This is a genomic window from Castellaniella sp. (assembly GCF_047971665.1).
Taxonomy (GTDB): domain Bacteria; phylum Pseudomonadota; class Gammaproteobacteria; order Burkholderiales; family Burkholderiaceae_B; genus Castellaniella.
This window is the reverse complement of the sequence record NZ_JBKEAA010000031.1, coordinates 1-14,004: the sequence shown is the minus strand read 5'-3', so window position 1 is coordinate 14,004 and position 14,004 is coordinate 1. Positions and strand designations below refer to the sequence as shown.

Genomic DNA, 14,004 nt, shown 5'->3' with positions numbered 1-14,004 from the left:
TCAATTTAGCATCACGAACGCTCCGTCGGTTGTCAAAACCGGAGAACCGTCGCTGACTGTCAGGCCAGTGCGCAATGAGTCGACGGCCAGGACAGCATCGCGCCCTTCGATGCCAAAGGGGTCGACGCCACGTACGAACACGTAGCGCGGGCCGCCGCTGCTGGCGCCCAGAGGCGCACCTGGCCCGGCCGCCTTGTGGCTGGATTCCAGGCGAGATCCCGCCGGGTCCAGCGCCACCCGGACGATATAGGAAACCGCCTGCGGAACCGGCTCAAAGTTCAGGCGCTGGCCGTTTGTGCGAGAGAGCACCAGGTGCATCGGCGGGGGGAGCAAGGAATGTTTGCCCAGGAACTGGCCGCGCGTATCGTAGGAAGCGCCCATATCCGGGGCCACGCGCTGTTCACCGCCCGAGGGGCCTTCGATGGATGCGCCGCCTTGCAGCACCTCGAGGCGTGAGCCCGAGGCATCGGCATGAACGCGCAGGCGGGTCCCGCGCACTCCCGTGACCGTGGCGGGCGTGCGGACCTCAAAGCGACCCACTCCGGTGCCGGTGGGGGCCACGGTTGATTCCAGCGTCCCCTGACGAATCGAAATCTGGGTATCTGTCAGCCCCGTTCCCTGGAAGGTCTGCAGGCGCTGAATTTCCAGCGTGGTGTCGGGTGGCAGCATCAGCAGGCTTTGATCTTCCAGTTGCAGCGTGGCGGTGCCTCCATCGGTGCTGCGCAGCGTCTGGCCCGCGCTCAGGACTTCGCCCAGTTGCAAGGGCCGGCCATCGACCGTCACCTGTCCGACAACATGCGTGACCGTCGCCGTTGCGGGCTGTTCCGGAATCATGGACAGGGGGATGCGGATGACCATGCCGATGGGCAGGCGGAAAGGATCCTCGACCTGATTCATGCGTTGCAGTCCGGACCAGTTATCGGTCTGCAGGGTATAGCGTTCGGCAATGCGGATCAGGGTGTCGCCCGGCTCTACCTGATACAGGAAATCGTTATCCCGAGTCCCCATGGGCCGGGCATGGGCGCCAAGCGAAAGGACGAGGCCGGTCAGCAACAGCCCCAGAGACAGCGAGCGAACGTGCCGGGAACCGGAGAAAGAGCGAAGGCATATCATGTGACAACCGCCTGATCTGTGGAGGGCAGGAGTTCGAGCCGATAGCCCAACGCATAAGAGGCGCACAGCAAGGTCCCTGTGGAGGGACCGAAATGCAGTTTCTTGCGGACGTTGGACAGGTGCGTGTCCAGTGTGCGGGAGGCACTGGGGACCTCGCGGTTCCAGACCAGTGCGCTGAGATCGTCGCGCGACAGCAACCGCCAGGGGTGGCGCAGGAACAGGATGGCCAGGTCGAATTCCTTGGGGGTGAGGGCAATGGGTTCATCGCGCAGCCGGATCTGCCGTTTGGCCATGTCGACCGAGAAGACGCCCAGCGTGAAGTTCGTGTCAGGGCTCACGGAGGGCCGATGACGCCGCAACTGCGCGCCGATGCGCGCCAGCAGTTCGGCCGGCTGGCAGGGCTTGCAGATGTAGTCGTCCGCGCCATTGTTAAGGCCGGCCACCAGATCGCTTTCCAGTGTCCGATTGGTGACGAAGATCACGGGCATGTCTTCCGAGCAATTGACGCGGATCCAGCGCAGCACCTCCATGCCGCTGATACCCGGCAATTCCCAGTCCAGCAGGAGCAGGGAAAACGGGGTGCGGGCACGCAGCGTGGTGAGCAAGGCGCTGCCTTCGCTGAATATCTGGCAGACGTAGCCTGCATCGGAGAGGATCCGCTGCATCCATTCGGATTGGGCGGGATGGTCTTCCAGCACGGCGATGAGGGGTACAGGGTCGGGCATGGGGTCTCTCGAGTCTTCTGAATTTCAGGATGGTCGGGAACGCGAGCGTGACGACCTGGAACAGGATCAATCGCCGAAAAAGTTTTGGCGGAAGGCTTGGAAAATATACAGTGAAACTCGTGTGAAGTATGACATGTTTAAATTTAACAGAGTGTTGCTTTGCTGCGGTGCATTCTAACCATTTTTAATCTTTGTGATTCAACAGAAATCCTTATTAAAAATAGGGTCTTAAGAATGTCTGTGTATTTGCAATCCTTGATTGGTGCTGGCCCGGATGTCGATGAAATAATGAGGTTCATTTCGATAATCCTTGAATGGCACGAATGAATCTGGAAACCGACGACAGACAGTTGCCGGACGTGAACCAGGAGGAATCGCGCTCGATGTCCGCGACCAAGCGGGGCATGGGGGATGTCGATGCCTGGTTGAGACGGAACGTGCGGGCTTGTTCGCTGCAGGAATACCGGCGCTACCGGGAGTTCCTGGGCGCGGAAGTTCCGGCTGACGATTCGCCTGAAACCGTCTGACGCTTCACCTGAAAGCACCTCGCGTGCCCGCCCCCACGGCGCCGTGGGGGCGGGCGCTCGGCTTTTCGCGCCCGGCATGGGCTGGTTATGATGACTGTACGAAGTCAGTACGGATGCCATACGAGACCCACCTGCCGGAGATGCTGGAATGAGTGATTCAATGTGCGGTGCAGAAAAATCGATGCCTCCCCGTCATCCGCCTGTCGGGCCAACCGGGTTTCAGGGGTAGCCCGTGCCGGCCATGGCCGATGGTTCGCGCATCCTGATCGTCGAGGATGAACCGACCTTGTCGGAAAACCTGTATGGCTACCTCGAGCGCCAGGGCATGATGCCGGATGCCGCCTACGATGGGCATGGGGCGCTGGCCCTGTTGCGCCAGATGCCTTTCGACGCCGTGGTTCTGGATCTTGGCCTGCCGGGCCTGAGCGGGCTGGATGTGCTGCGCTGCATGCGGCGGGAATCCGGCCTGTGGCGGCCCGTGCTGGTCCTGACCGCGCGCGAACGGCTCGAGGACAAACTGCTGGCCTTTGATCTGGGCGCAGAGGACTATCTGGTCAAGCCCTTTTCCCTGGCCGAGGTGGTGGCGCGCCTGCGCGTTCTGGTGCGGCGTGGGCAGGGGGATGCATCCGGTCCGCTTGTGCACGGCGCGTTGGGCTACGATCCGTCTTCGCAGACTGTGACGCTGGCCGGCCTGCCGCTTGCCTTGCCGCGCAAATCGGTGCTGCTGCTGGAGGTCTTGTTGCGTCCGGCTGGCGCCCTCGCTACGCATGCCCGCCTGACAGCGGCATTGTGGCCCGACGGGCCGCCCTCCGATCGCGCCCTGCACGATCAGGTGCATCTGTTGCGTCGCCGGCTGCGCGCGGCGCGCGGTCCGGACATTGTGGCCGAACCCGGCCACGGCTGGCGGCTGGCCCCCATATCTTCTCGGCCTGGAGCCGGCGAGAATGAGACATGAGTGTACCGGTGCGTTCTTCCTCTCTGGCCCGGCGAGTCACCTGGGCTGTCACGGGCACCGCCGCCGTATTCCTGCTGGTGATCAGTCTGCTCGCGTATGAGACGTTCGCCAGCATGGAGGACAACCTGGTCGATGAGGTCCTGTCGGGGCAGATCGCGTCCTTGCGCGATGATCTGGCGGCAGGCATGGTCATGCCGGTCGCCCTGCCGCCGCGCTGGAGCGAGGGCGGACGTGTCCAGGCCTGGGTGCAGTCAGCGGACCGGCCGCCTCCGCTCGAAGGCATGTTCGCGGCAGCGCCGGGCGGACGCGAAATCGTGCAGACGGGCCGGACATGGCATACCTGGGTGGAGCATATCCCCCAGGGTCTGCTCTACGTCCGCTACGATGCCACCACGCATGAGGACCGGGTCCGTTTTTTCGGCTGGATCCTGGTCGGCGGCTCGATGCTGGCGCTGGTCGGCGCCTGGCTGCTGGCGCGGCGGCTGGCGAATCGGGTGGTGGCGCCGATCCGGGCCGTGTCCGACCAGCTTTCCGCCTGGGAGGGCGGGGGGGCGCCACCGGATGAGGTGCCGCAGGGCGACGAGGCGCTGCAATTGATCGAGGCCTTCAATCGCATCCAGGACCGGATAGACCGGTCCGTGGCGTTCGAACGCCAGTTCGCCGCCAATCTCGGTCATGAACTGCGCACTCCCCTGGCTGTTCTGCGCTCCGATTGCGAAATGGCTCTGCTGGCCGTCGATGCCGGGACACCGCTCGAGGCCCGCTTGAAGCGCATGATGATCCAGGTTGATGCGGCGGCCAGCAGTCTGGCGGGCGCGGCCGCGCTGAACAGCGCTGATCCTTCGCGAGTGCGCTGTGTTGATCTGGCGCGGGCGCTGGAGCAGGCCTGGTTCGCGCTGGAACATATGGCCCGCATGCGCGGTCTGGTGCTGGATTCGCGCATTCCGCCAGGGCAGACGCGGCAACTGGATCCGGATGCCTTGCTGATCGTATTGCGAAATCTGCTGCGCAATGCGATCGAGCACGCAGCACCGGCCACCCTGCGGGTGAGCCTGGATCCGCAGGGGACGCTGGTGTTGCGTGATGACGGACCGGGCATCGAGCCCGGACATCTGGCCCGGTTGCGAGAATGGCGAGCGGGGCGCGCCGATCTGTCGGCCGCGCAGGCGGCGGGAACCGGCCATGGGCTGGGGCTGGGCATCGCCCAACGGGTGTGCGAGCTCAGGGGGTGGCGGCTGGAGATCGATTCCGTCCATGGCGGTGCCGAAAGCGGGACATGTTTCAGGCTGGATTTTCATTCAGTTTTCTGTAAGCTGGATTCGTAGTGGATTCGTGAGCGCGGGGGCTATGGTGAGTGCCGTCCGATCAGGAGCGACCATGACTGCGACCAGCCGTACCCTTTCCCCCTCATCTTCCTCTCGCCCGACTGCCGATATGGAGACCGTCTGGAGACGGCTTGCCCATGCGCAGGTACTGCGACGCCGCGCCCTGGGTGTGCTGGGCGTATTGGCCGTGCTGGCGTTGCCTTGGATCGGCTCCGCCTGGGCCGAAGAGGGATGGGTTCATCAGGGACTGGAGTGGGCCGGGTTGGCGTTGATGGTGCTGGCCCTCCTGGGGCGTTGCGCCTGCATGCTGTACCTGGGAGGGCGCAAGGGCGCTGATCTGGTGGCCGAAGGCCCTTATTCTGTTTGTCGCAACCCGCTGTATGTCTTTTCCATTCTGGCCGTGCTTGGCATCGGTCTGCAGACGGGCAGCCTGATGGTGGGTCTGATCCTGACCCTGGTGGCCATGGCGGTCTTTTGCTGGATCGTCGGTGAGGAGGAGCGGCTGCTGCGCACGTCTTTCGGCATGTCGTTCGAGGATTACTGCGCGCGGGTGCCCCGGTTTCTGCCTCGTCTGTCCGCCTGGCATTCCCCCCGGCATGTCACGGTCGATCTTCGGGGGGTCTGGAATACTGTGCGTGATGCCTTGCCGTATTTTCTGTCGATCCCTGTATTCGAGGCGGTCGAGGCTGCGCAGAACGCGGGCTGGATCCATATCCGGGTGTGGCTGTATTGAGCGGGCCGCGGCTGCCGCGCGGCGCGATCGCGCAGGAGGCTGATTCGGGATAATCCGGGGCGCTGACGCGGCATCCCCCTGTGATACAGTCCAAGACAGTTTTCCGAGTCTGGAGCCTGGGTCATGCAGCCCCTGCCTTATCCGATCGGCACCCCCGGTGTTCCTTGGGGCGCGTCCGAGATTTCCGCCTGGCTTGCCCGCCAGCAGCGCCAGCGCAGTTATGCCGATGAAGTCATGTCGATCATCGACCGGCTGCGCGATCGCTTCGACGTCATCCAGTACGGCCAACTGGACTATCCGCCCGACACGTATCCGCTGTATGCGTTGCGCAGTCGCGATGGACGCGAGGATCGCCCGGTCGCGCTGATTACGGGCGGCGTGCATGGGTACGAGACCAGCGGCGTGCATGGCGCGCTGCGTTTTGCCGACCGTCATGCGGCCGAGTACGCCGGTCGCGTGGATCTGGTGATCGTCCCCTGTGTCAGCCCCTGGGGATACGAGCGCATTCATCGCTGGAATCCCCGGGCGGTGGATCCGAACCGCGCCTTTCGTCCGGGCAGCCCCGCGCCGGAGTCGGCGGCCTTGATGGCGCTGGTGGCGCCTTTTGCGGACCGCGTCCGGGTGCATATCGATCTGCACGAGACCACCGATACCGATGAATCCGAGTTCCGGCCCGCGCTGGCGGCGCGCGATGGCCGCGCCTTTGCGCCAGGCAGCATTCCTGACGGCTTTTATCTGGTCGATGATACCGAATCCCCCCAACCTGGATTCCAGGAGGCGGTGATCCGCGAGGTGTCCCGCGTCACCCACATTGCCCCTGCCGATGATCGCGGCGAGCTCATCGGATCGCCGATGGTCGCCCCCGGTGTCATCCGGTATGCCCTGCGTTCCCTGGGTTTGTGCGCCGGCATGACGAATGCGGTCTATCGCACGACGACCGAGGTCTATCCCGACAGCCCGCGCACGACACCGGATCAGTGCAATGAGGCGCAGGCCGTGGCGGTGCGCGCGGCATTGGACTATGCGCTGGAGCACTGATCATGGATGTTGTCTTCGCATCGAGACTCGAAACCGAACCACAGGCCTGGGTGGCGGCGCTGCGCGATGCCTTGCCCGAAGCCCGGGTGCGCCTGTGGGATGACGGTCAGCCTGAAGGCCAGGCTGATTTTGCCGTGGTGTGGGCCCCGCCCTCCGATCTGTTCGCGCGCGAACCCCGGTTGCGCGCCTTGTTCAACCTGGGCGCGGGTGTCGATGCCTTGTTGAACATGTCCGGACTGCCGGATGCGTTGCCCTTGGTGCGACTGGAAGATGGCGGCATGGCGGTGCAGATGGCGGAATATGCCGTCTTTCATCTGCTGCGTGAATCCCGCGACTTCGGTCGTTATGAGCGCCAGCAGACAGAGCGGCGCTGGCGGCCGCTGGACGATATCGACCGCGCGGCCTGGACGGTTGGCGTTCTGGGGGCCGGCGTGATGGGCGCCCGGGTTGCGCAGGCCTGTGTCGCGCTCGAATATCCGACCGCAATCTGGTCGCGCAGCGGCCGCGCGGTGCCGGGGGTCGAGTCGTTCTCCGGTCCGTCGGGCCTGGATGCGTTGCTGGCGCGCACGCGGGTGCTGGTCAATGTATTGCCGTTGACCGACGCCACCCGGGGCATTCTGTGCCGCCGTGTCTTCGATCGACTGCGGCCTGACGCGGTATTGATCAATATCGCCCGGGGAGGGCATCTGGTCGAAGCCGATCTGCAGGAGGCGCTGGATCGCGGCCAGCTGCGCTCTGCGGCCCTGGATGTCTTCGAACGCGAACCGCTGCCGCCGGATCATCCCTTCTGGATGGATGTCCGCATCCGGGTCACGCCGCATATCGCGGGCGCCAGCCTGATGGACGGGACCGTGCGCCAGATTGCCGCCAAGATCCATGCCCTGAACCGGGGCGATGCGATCACGGGCATCGTCGATCGCAATCGGCAGTATTGATGACCGTGCTGCGCCTTCAGGCATCTGTCCATTGGCGCACGGGATGGCTGGCCGTTGTGCTGGCGCTGGCGGGCTGTGTGTCCGCGTCCGATCCGGGGCTGCCGGGCGAGCCCATGTCCGCCGACCAGTTCGCCCAAAGCGATATCAACCGGCTGCAGACGCTGGCCATGCGCGATAACCTGGACAGTCTGGACCGGCTTCTGGAAAAGCTGTATCGGCGCAATCCAGGGCAATGGCGCAAGGCCGGATTCATGGACCTGAAGGCCGCCCTCGAACAGGGCCGCGCGCGGATCCGTCAGGGCGCAGTGCCCAAGGAACTGGAAGGCTTGCAGGACATCGAGGTGCTGTCGGTGGCCATGGATCCTCGTTACCCCGGAGACCGTGTGGCGGCATTCGTGCTGGGATTGTCCAGTACGATCATCGCGGCGCATGGCGGCGTGATCCGGTTCCATGTCGGCGATTCCGTCAAGGCCCGGCATGTCTTCAATGCCGCGCGCAACGTCGAGATCGCCGCCTGGATGCTGGCCAGTCGGCGCGATGCCCAGGGACAGCCGTTGCTGCTGTCCAACGAGCTGGGCGATGGCGTGGCCAACCTGAGCTTCGAGCGCGAGTTCGGCCGCATCATCGCCCGGCTGGATCTGGAGGCGGTGCTGCTCGATGAGAGCTTGCGGCGCATCGGCATCAACTATGTGCAGGGGCTGTTGTTTTTCAATTTCCTGCCAGTGCGTTGAGTCTGGCGGTCAGACAGCTGAAGCCGCCTGGCGAGCCAGCCGCATGGCGCATGCCCGGCGCTGGGCACTGTGTTCCAACGGCTCGATGAAGCGGGCAGGGATGGCCTGAATGCCTCCGATGGCGCCGCACAGCGCGCCGGTCAGCATGGCCCGGGCCTGATTCTGCCCTCCGCCGTTGACGGCATGCAGGACCGCTGATTCAAAATCGTCCAGGAATCGTCCGGCCAGATAGTAGGCGGCGGGAAACTGATGGTAGACCGCGCAGGGCATGCCGTAGACCAGCGATGCCTTCCAGGCTGGCTCGATGCGGATGTCCGGATCTTGGGCGGCGCGCAGGACGCCCGAGACAGTCAGCAAGGCATCCGGCGAGGGGAACTGGCCGGCGGCCAGAGGGGCTTTCGGGCCCGGTGGCGGGACGGCTTGTCCTGCCGGGGTCACCTGGTGAAAGGGCAGGGCGCCGTCGTGCACCAGGCGCATCAGCCGACCGGAGGTGTCGGTGTCCAGTGGCTCGCCGCGGACCAGACTGCCCAGCACGCAGCCGTAGGCCACGGTCATCGCCATGACCGTGGCGTCGCGTTGGGTCAATGCCGTGTTCGTGGCACAGTGGCGCGCCAGATCAGCCGGCTGGCGGGCGTAGCGCACGGCCAGGGCCAGGATGCGTTCGGCCGCTTCAGTGTTGTCGGCCAGCCCCGCCACCCGTCCCCAAGGCAGGCCCTGACCGACCCGCAGGCGCCAGGCTTCGCGGATCGACTGGCTGGTATAGCCACCCGGTCCGTTCATGGGGGTGCCGTCCAGTCGAGTAAAGAGATCCTCGTCCAGTCGTCGGCAGAAGTCCTTCTCGTCGTATTGGCCGCAGGTGTCCAGGGATCCGGTCAGCAGGTCCAGGATGAAACCGGCCTGGCCCGATTGGCCAGCCCGCAGCCCCGCATGGTATCGGTCGGGGCGGGGATCCGTATAGCCGTCGATCCAGTCGCCATAGTCGTGCCGCAGCGCTTGCAGATCGTAATACCAGTGCGGCCCCAGGGCCAGCGCATCGCCGACATAGGCGCCGATCAGGGCGCCCTGGGCGCGTTGTTCGAAGGTGGGGGGCATGGCCGTATCCTCCGTGGTCTCCGGCCGTATCCGGGCCGTCAGTGGGTCGAGGCGCGCCGGGCTTGTTGCCAGGTCCGCACGGCCTGCGTCGCCTGCGCCATGACCTGATCATAGTGCGCTTTGGTCCAGGCCTGACGCAATGAGGCAAACAGGCATTGGGTGCCCGATTGTGCCAGTCCGGTGGCATCGGGGTCTTCGAGCAGGCGGATCTGAATGTGGGCCAGCGTGTCCGAGACCAGGCGCCAGCCCAGTTGCGGCATGTTTGTTTCCAGTGCCAGCAACTGACTGCCCAGGACCTGAATCACGGGTTTGACCGCCTCCAGGTTTTCTCCCGCGCTCATGGCGTGCCATAGTGCCAGGTTGATCTGTCGGCGCAGCCCGATCTTGAAGTCGATGGCCGCAGTCTCTGTCTCGTCCAATGCCTCGAATTGCCGCTGGAACCGGGCGTCGTCGGCAGGATCCAGACCCGTTCGCAGACTGCCGATCAGCGCGGTCAGGGGCGGGATGGCCTGAATGCCGAAGGCTTGACTGAACGCTAGGCCCCATTGATCCAGGCCAGCCAGCAGAAGGGCCATCCGCAAGGCGCGTGCCTCATTGTCTGCGGCGGCCCGGACCCAGTCCTGACATTGTCGTCGCAGCGCCTCCAGCGGAAAGGCGGCTGGCGCCGAGGCGGCGTGACGGAAGGCCTGGGTGAAGGCGTCCCGGGCCAGGTCGGCGGCCTCCGCCTGGATCCCCGGAGGGGCCAGTGCAGCAAGCGGATCGTCGGGTTCGGGGCGGGCATCAGTCATGACGCCCGCATTGTCTCATGGTTTGACGACCAGACCGTTGTGCACCTGAGTGACCCCACTGACCGATCGGGCCAGTTGGCCTGCGCGATCCTTTTCGCGCTGGGATTTGGCAAAACCCGACAGCTGCACCACGCCGCCGTCGATGGTTTTGACATTGATGTTCGCCGCCGAGGTATCGGGGTCATTCGCGAGCCTGGCCTTGACCTCGGCCGTGACTGCCGAGCCGTCGATGTATTGGCCGACGGTTTCCTGCTTTCGGGCCACAGAGCAGCCCGCCACCATGACGGTGGCTGCGCCGGCCATCGTCATGGTGGCGACGATACGCATGACGTTCGCGTTCATGGTGCGCGTCCTTGTGTGAGGTCAAAAGAGATTGGTATTACAAGCTTAAATTATCACGATGCGGAAAGTGGATGTGCGTTCGGGTGTTTCCGTCATTTCAAGTTGATACGGCATGGGTGTGCGGACGGCCGAAAGGATTAAGCTTGGCGTCATCCAGAGGAATGAGGAGATGACGGGATGGATCGGCGAGAGATTCTGAAGGCCACGATGATGGTGGGCAGTCTTTGGGCGTTTGGTGTCGGGGCGGCGCCTCCCGAGGGCAAGGGGAACGGAAAAGGCAAGGGTGGCGGACCGCATGACAAGAGCGGCAGCTCCGCAGGCAAGCGCGGTGGGGCTGGTCCGGCGCATGACAGCAAGGAGAAGCCAGGCAAGGGGCATTCAGGCAAAAACAGGCTGGAGACGACGGATCCGCGAACGGACTATGACGCGTACGGGCGACGCAGTGACTATTTCGATGATCGCCGGGATGATCGCGGCCGGGTGCGCGACAACGATGCTTACCCCAATCTCGTCTATGCGGGGATCACATCCGCCCTGGCGCATCAGTATGCGCGCGATGCTGGATTCGGCCGTTATGCTTCGCTGCCGCCAGGCATCCGCAAGAACCTGGCGAGAGGCAAACCCCTGCCGCCGGGTATCGCCAAAAAAGTCGTGCCAGGCGCCTTGCTGGGAAGGTTGCCCCGGCATGAAGGTTATGAATGGCGCATGGCGGGTTCAGATCTGATCCTGATTTTCATCGCGACGGCTGTCGTGGCGGATGTGCTGTACGACGTATTCGATTGAGTTTGGTCTTTGATGCCTGGCGGGACTGTTTCAGTGGACTGTATTGTGCCTTGGTGACTGGTTTTGAAAATATTTGGCATTGCTCTTCTGGTTTTTATTCCTTGATTCATTATAATTGCACGGGTTTTTAATGCTTGTGAAAGAGGAGATCAAAAATGCGCAATTTTTTCATCCAGTGGCTTGAGAGGATCATGAATATTTTTGTGATTCTGGGTATCATTTTTGTCCTTTCTGGCGGGGTGGTCGTGTTGTTTTCCCCCCAGGGCGGCATTTTGAAGGCGCTCTTGGTCTGGGTGGTGGGCGCGATTTATCTGGTGATGATGGCGGGATTCGCCTATCTGGGTATCGGGATCTACGCCAATACACGCCAGACGGCTCAGGCAGTCGAAAAAATCGCCAATCGGGACGCATGATCCCGATGGCGGGCGGCAGGGTTCAGCGTTCTTTCGTTTGGGCCCTGGCGGCTGCATGCTTCGTGCGCAGGTTCAGTGAGACGATGGGGGTTGCCGTAGTGGCGCCCGGTTCCAAAGTGTGATGCCGGACGGTACCCCTCGCGACGCAGTTTTTCCGTGTGCCCAGGAACCGTTATGCGCGGCATCGTGCCGGCATCGACACGGTCTGCCCGGCACGTGCCAATTATTTTGAACTCCGTGATTTCTACGCGTTGGCGCGAGAGTCGATCGTGCTCCCGCCACACTGGAACGATGCCCGATAAGCAGGGTGTCTGACCAGTTCATCGTCTGTTGCGATGACTTTGTGGTGACGGGGTTCACGCTCCGGCTTCGAGCCGATGGGCAAATAGATTTCAGGGCTCTCGTTAGGGATGGTCTGAACAAGCTGCTTTCGAAATCTGTTTTGACAGCCTGACTGACCGAAATTTCATCATGCAGAAAATATGCTCAAAAATGGACCGAAATTGGAGCTTTGTCAGCCCCAAACGGTCCGTTTTGGGCGCTTTGTACTGACCCAGTAAAAACCTGCTCAGGTGATAATTGAAGAGGAAATCACCATGAGCATAAAGATGGAAGACGAGATCAAGCGATGGACAGCCAAGCGCAAGAGCGCGCTGGTACTGGACATCATCCAGGGCAAGACGACCGTATCCGAGGCCAGTCGATCCTACGACCTGTCGCCCTCCGAGGTTGAAACATGGGTCGATGATGCCAAGCGCGGCATGGAGAACGCCCTGCGGGCTAACCCACTGGACATCAAAGAGCAATACGAACGCCAGATCAAAGACTTGCAAAAGGCCTATGGCGAAGCGATGCTGGAGCTCAGAGCAAGAAAAAAATTGCAGTCCCTGTTGGGCGAGGACGAGAAGTGATCGAGACGATCCGCCAGGGACTGAAGGAAGATGGATTCATCGTCTCGATCTCCAAGCTGTGCCAGTGGTTCAATATCCCCCGGCGCACGGTGTATTACAAGCCGATCAAGGCGGCGCCGAAGGTCGATCCCAAGTATGCCGAGCCCATCAAGGCCATGATTGAAGAGTCACCATCGTTTGGCTATCGGACAGTGGCGCATCTGCTGGGGTTCAACAAGAACACGGTGCAGCGTATCTTCCAGCTCAAAGGCTGGCAGGTGAAGAAACGCGCCATCGGGTTCCGGCCCCGGATCGAGGCCTTGCCTTCGGTTGCGACGGCCCCCAACGAGCGCTGGTCCACCGATTTATGCCGGATCTGGGCGGGCCGTGATGGCTGGTCTACGTTGGCGTTGGTGATCGACTGCCATACCCGTGAACTGCTGGGCTGGCACCTGTCCCGTAGCGGCAAGGCCACGACGGCCAGCGCCGCCTTAGAGCACGCGCTGATCGCTCGGTTCGGCACACTGGGCCGCGTCCCAATGCCGTTCCTGCTTCGATCAGATAATGGGCTCGTTTTTACCAGCCGGAACTACACCGCACTGGTGCGCAGCTATGGCTTGCGCCAGGAGTTCATCACGCCGCATTGCCCGCAACAAAACGGCATGGTCGAACGCGTCATCCGGACGTTGAAAGAGCAATGTTCCCACCGGCACCGATTTGAATCGCTGCAGCACGCCAGCCGCGTCATTGGCGACTGGATCAGTTTTTACAACAATCGACGCCCACACCAGGCGCTGAAGATGAAAACCCCGGCTGAGGCATTTGCATTAGCCGCCTGATCTGTGCAGGTTCTGATGGGTCAATACACATGCAGAGTCATGCGCCATTGCAAGCATCGCGTCAAAACATCATGAAATCGGAACGCGTCAGGACGAGCACTCGAAAGCACATCCGCGTCAGAAGAAAAATACCGGGCCCGCGTCAAGCCAAATGGCAAAACGCAGGCGGATCCGGATCCAGAGTCGTCCTGCCAGACTCAGCAGTCGATTCCGGCGACGGCGGCTCGACCTACCACATGAAGCGCACGCCCACGCGCCCTCTGATGCTTTCACGGGCGGTATCACTGCCCCGGTACACGTCGGTGCCGCCACTGAACGCGCGCGCGTAGCGCACATCTCCGTACAGGTAGGCCGACTTGCCCAGCGGGAACTGCGCGCCCACGCCCAGCTCGCCCCACGTGCGCCTGTAGGTCTCGCGCAGGTCGTCGCGTCCAAGACTCGCCTCGGACTTGTTGCCCGTGAAGTCATGCAGCACGTTGGCCGTCACGTAGAACGTGTGGGTGCGCTGCTCGCCGTTGTCGTTGTTGTAGGCCAGCCGCGCCCCGAGCAGGCCGCGCAGGGTGCCGCCGCTCTGGTCGTCGATCGTGCTCACATCGTCATCGAAGTCGTTCAGATGCACGTACTGATAGGACAGCTGCGCCTGCGGCTCGATCTTCCAGTGGCTGTCGCCCAGCCGCCACGGACGGCCCACCTCCACCGACACGCCCAGCCCGTAGCCGTTCTGGCTGGCCGAACCGCTGCCACTGTCGTAGGTGTTGTGGATGCCCGAGAGGTT

17 protein-coding genes are annotated in these 14,004 nt (G+C 63.0%); 11 read left to right on the top strand and 6 right to left on the bottom strand.

Annotated features, from left to right (window positions below):
• Positions 1–1,008 carry a FecR domain-containing protein gene (locus ACK5JE_RS12055; protein WP_416801953.1) on the bottom strand — a complete coding sequence of 336 codons (1,008 nt, stop codon included), beginning with the start codon at positions 1,006–1,008 and terminating at the stop codon, positions 1–3.
• Between the two features lie 101 nt (positions 1,009–1,109).
• On the bottom strand, positions 1,110–1,838 hold the full coding sequence (locus ACK5JE_RS12050; RefSeq protein ID WP_416801952.1) for a response regulator transcription factor: 729 nt from the start codon (positions 1,836–1,838) through the stop codon (positions 1,110–1,112).
• Positions 1,839–2,161: 323 nt separating this feature from the next.
• Here ACK5JE_RS12050 and ACK5JE_RS12045 point away from each other — a divergent pair, with 323 nt between their 5' ends.
• The 7 genes from ACK5JE_RS12045 (at position 2,162) to ACK5JE_RS12015 (ending at position 8,082) form a co-directional block, all read left to right on the top strand.
• Positions 2,162–2,365 carry a hypothetical protein gene (locus ACK5JE_RS12045; RefSeq protein ID WP_416801951.1) on the top strand — a complete coding sequence of 68 codons (204 nt, stop codon included), beginning with the start codon at positions 2,162–2,164 and terminating at the stop codon, positions 2,363–2,365.
• Between the two features lie 241 nt (positions 2,366–2,606).
• On the top strand, positions 2,607–3,320 hold the full coding sequence (locus ACK5JE_RS12040; protein WP_416801950.1) for a response regulator transcription factor: 714 nt from the start codon (positions 2,607–2,609) through the stop codon (positions 3,318–3,320).
• An 8-nt stretch (positions 3,321–3,328) separates the two neighbouring features.
• On the top strand, positions 3,329–4,645 hold the full coding sequence (locus ACK5JE_RS12035; RefSeq protein WP_416801949.1) for a sensor histidine kinase: 1,317 nt from the start codon (positions 3,329–3,331) through the stop codon (positions 4,643–4,645).
• A 52-nt stretch (positions 4,646–4,697) separates the two neighbouring features.
• A complete protein-coding gene (locus ACK5JE_RS12030) occupies positions 4,698–5,378 on the top strand; it encodes a methyltransferase family protein (RefSeq protein ID WP_416801948.1) in 681 nt (226 codons plus the stop codon).
• A gap of 123 nt (positions 5,379–5,501) precedes the next feature.
• Positions 5,502–6,416 (top strand): M14 family metallocarboxypeptidase, encoded by a 915-nt coding sequence (locus ACK5JE_RS12025; protein ID WP_416801947.1) that lies wholly within the window; start codon positions 5,502–5,504, stop codon positions 6,414–6,416.
• A gap of 2 nt (positions 6,417–6,418) precedes the next feature.
• Complete coding sequence (locus tag ACK5JE_RS12020; RefSeq protein ID WP_416801946.1) at positions 6,419–7,351, top strand: 2-hydroxyacid dehydrogenase; 933 nt, start codon at positions 6,419–6,421, stop codon at positions 7,349–7,351.
• Positions 7,351–8,082, top strand: coding sequence for a hypothetical protein (locus tag ACK5JE_RS12015; RefSeq protein ID WP_416801945.1), 732 nt, complete (start codon positions 7,351–7,353; stop codon positions 8,080–8,082). Before ACK5JE_RS12020 ends, ACK5JE_RS12015 begins: the two co-directional genes overlap by 1 nt.
• Positions 8,083–8,091: 9 nt before the next feature.
• Here ACK5JE_RS12015 and ACK5JE_RS12010 read toward each other — a convergent pair whose 3' ends face one another.
• The 3 genes from ACK5JE_RS12010 to ACK5JE_RS12000 are packed head-to-tail and all read right to left on the bottom strand — an operon-like array spanning position 8,092 to position 10,304.
• Entirely contained in the window at positions 8,092–9,174 is a 1,083-nt protein-coding gene (locus tag ACK5JE_RS12010) for an ADP-ribosylglycohydrolase family protein (RefSeq protein WP_416801944.1), read from the bottom strand.
• A gap of 38 nt (positions 9,175–9,212) precedes the next feature.
• Positions 9,213–9,962, bottom strand: a complete 750-nt coding sequence (locus ACK5JE_RS12005; RefSeq protein ID WP_416801943.1) for a hypothetical protein — start codon at positions 9,960–9,962, stop codon at positions 9,213–9,215.
• A gap of 15 nt (positions 9,963–9,977) precedes the next feature.
• Positions 9,978–10,304, bottom strand: a complete 327-nt coding sequence (locus tag ACK5JE_RS12000; RefSeq protein WP_416801942.1) for a BON domain-containing protein — start codon at positions 10,302–10,304, stop codon at positions 9,978–9,980.
• A gap of 177 nt (positions 10,305–10,481) precedes the next feature.
• Here ACK5JE_RS12000 and ACK5JE_RS11995 point away from each other — a divergent pair, with 177 nt between their 5' ends.
• The 4 genes from ACK5JE_RS11995 (at position 10,482) to ACK5JE_RS11980 (ending at position 13,229) form a co-directional block, all read left to right on the top strand.
• On the top strand, positions 10,482–11,087 hold the full coding sequence (locus ACK5JE_RS11995) for an anti-virulence regulator CigR family protein (RefSeq protein ID WP_416801941.1): 606 nt from the start codon (positions 10,482–10,484) through the stop codon (positions 11,085–11,087).
• Positions 11,088–11,242: 155 nt separating this feature from the next.
• Entirely contained in the window at positions 11,243–11,500 is a 258-nt protein-coding gene (locus tag ACK5JE_RS11990; RefSeq protein WP_416801940.1) for a hypothetical protein, read from the top strand.
• Between the two features lie 596 nt (positions 11,501–12,096).
• On the top strand, positions 12,097–12,411 hold the full coding sequence (locus ACK5JE_RS11985) for a transposase (protein WP_416801939.1): 315 nt from the start codon (positions 12,097–12,099) through the stop codon (positions 12,409–12,411).
• Positions 12,408–13,229: an IS3 family transposase gene (locus ACK5JE_RS11980; protein ID WP_416801938.1), complete on the top strand. Its 822-nt coding sequence runs from the start codon at positions 12,408–12,410 to the stop codon at positions 13,227–13,229. Before ACK5JE_RS11985 ends, ACK5JE_RS11980 begins: the two co-directional genes overlap by 4 nt.
• 229 nt (positions 13,230–13,458) lie before the next feature.
• On the opposite strand, the gene ACK5JE_RS11975 is transcribed toward ACK5JE_RS11980, so the two are convergent.
• On the bottom strand, positions 13,459–14,004 hold a 546-nt coding region (locus ACK5JE_RS11975; RefSeq protein WP_416801937.1), incomplete at its 5' end, for an autotransporter domain-containing protein.

Excerpts from the sequence above, each read along its gene's own strand:
- ACK5JE_RS12055 (WP_416801953.1), bottom strand. The coding sequence starts at position 1,008 with ATGGGGACTCGGGATAACGATTTCCTGTATCAGGTAGAGCCGGGCGAC.
- ACK5JE_RS12050 (WP_416801952.1), bottom strand. The coding sequence starts at position 1,838 with ATGCCCGACCCTGTACCCCTCATCGCCGTGCTGGAAGACCATCCCGCC.
- ACK5JE_RS12045 (WP_416801951.1), top strand. The coding sequence starts at position 2,162 with ATGAATCTGGAAACCGACGACAGACAGTTGCCGGACGTGAACCAGGAG.
- ACK5JE_RS12040 (WP_416801950.1), top strand. The coding sequence starts at position 2,607 with ATGGCCGATGGTTCGCGCATCCTGATCGTCGAGGATGAACCGACCTTG.
- ACK5JE_RS12030 (WP_416801948.1), top strand. The coding sequence starts at position 4,698 with ATGACTGCGACCAGCCGTACCCTTTCCCCCTCATCTTCCTCTCGCCCG.
- ACK5JE_RS12025 (WP_416801947.1), top strand. The coding sequence starts at position 5,502 with ATGCAGCCCCTGCCTTATCCGATCGGCACCCCCGGTGTTCCTTGGGGC.
- ACK5JE_RS12020 (WP_416801946.1), top strand. The coding sequence starts at position 6,419 with ATGGATGTTGTCTTCGCATCGAGACTCGAAACCGAACCACAGGCCTGG.
- ACK5JE_RS12015 (WP_416801945.1), top strand. The coding sequence starts at position 7,351 with ATGACCGTGCTGCGCCTTCAGGCATCTGTCCATTGGCGCACGGGATGG.
- ACK5JE_RS12010 (WP_416801944.1), bottom strand. The coding sequence starts at position 9,174 with ATGCCCCCCACCTTCGAACAACGCGCCCAGGGCGCCCTGATCGGCGCC.
- ACK5JE_RS12005 (WP_416801943.1), bottom strand. The coding sequence starts at position 9,962 with ATGACTGATGCCCGCCCCGAACCCGACGATCCGCTTGCTGCACTGGCC.
- ACK5JE_RS12000 (WP_416801942.1), bottom strand. The coding sequence starts at position 10,304 with ATGAACGCGAACGTCATGCGTATCGTCGCCACCATGACGATGGCCGGC.
- ACK5JE_RS11995 (WP_416801941.1), top strand. The coding sequence starts at position 10,482 with ATGGATCGGCGAGAGATTCTGAAGGCCACGATGATGGTGGGCAGTCTT.
- ACK5JE_RS11990 (WP_416801940.1), top strand. The coding sequence starts at position 11,243 with ATGCGCAATTTTTTCATCCAGTGGCTTGAGAGGATCATGAATATTTTT.
- ACK5JE_RS11985 (WP_416801939.1), top strand. The coding sequence starts at position 12,097 with ATGAGCATAAAGATGGAAGACGAGATCAAGCGATGGACAGCCAAGCGC.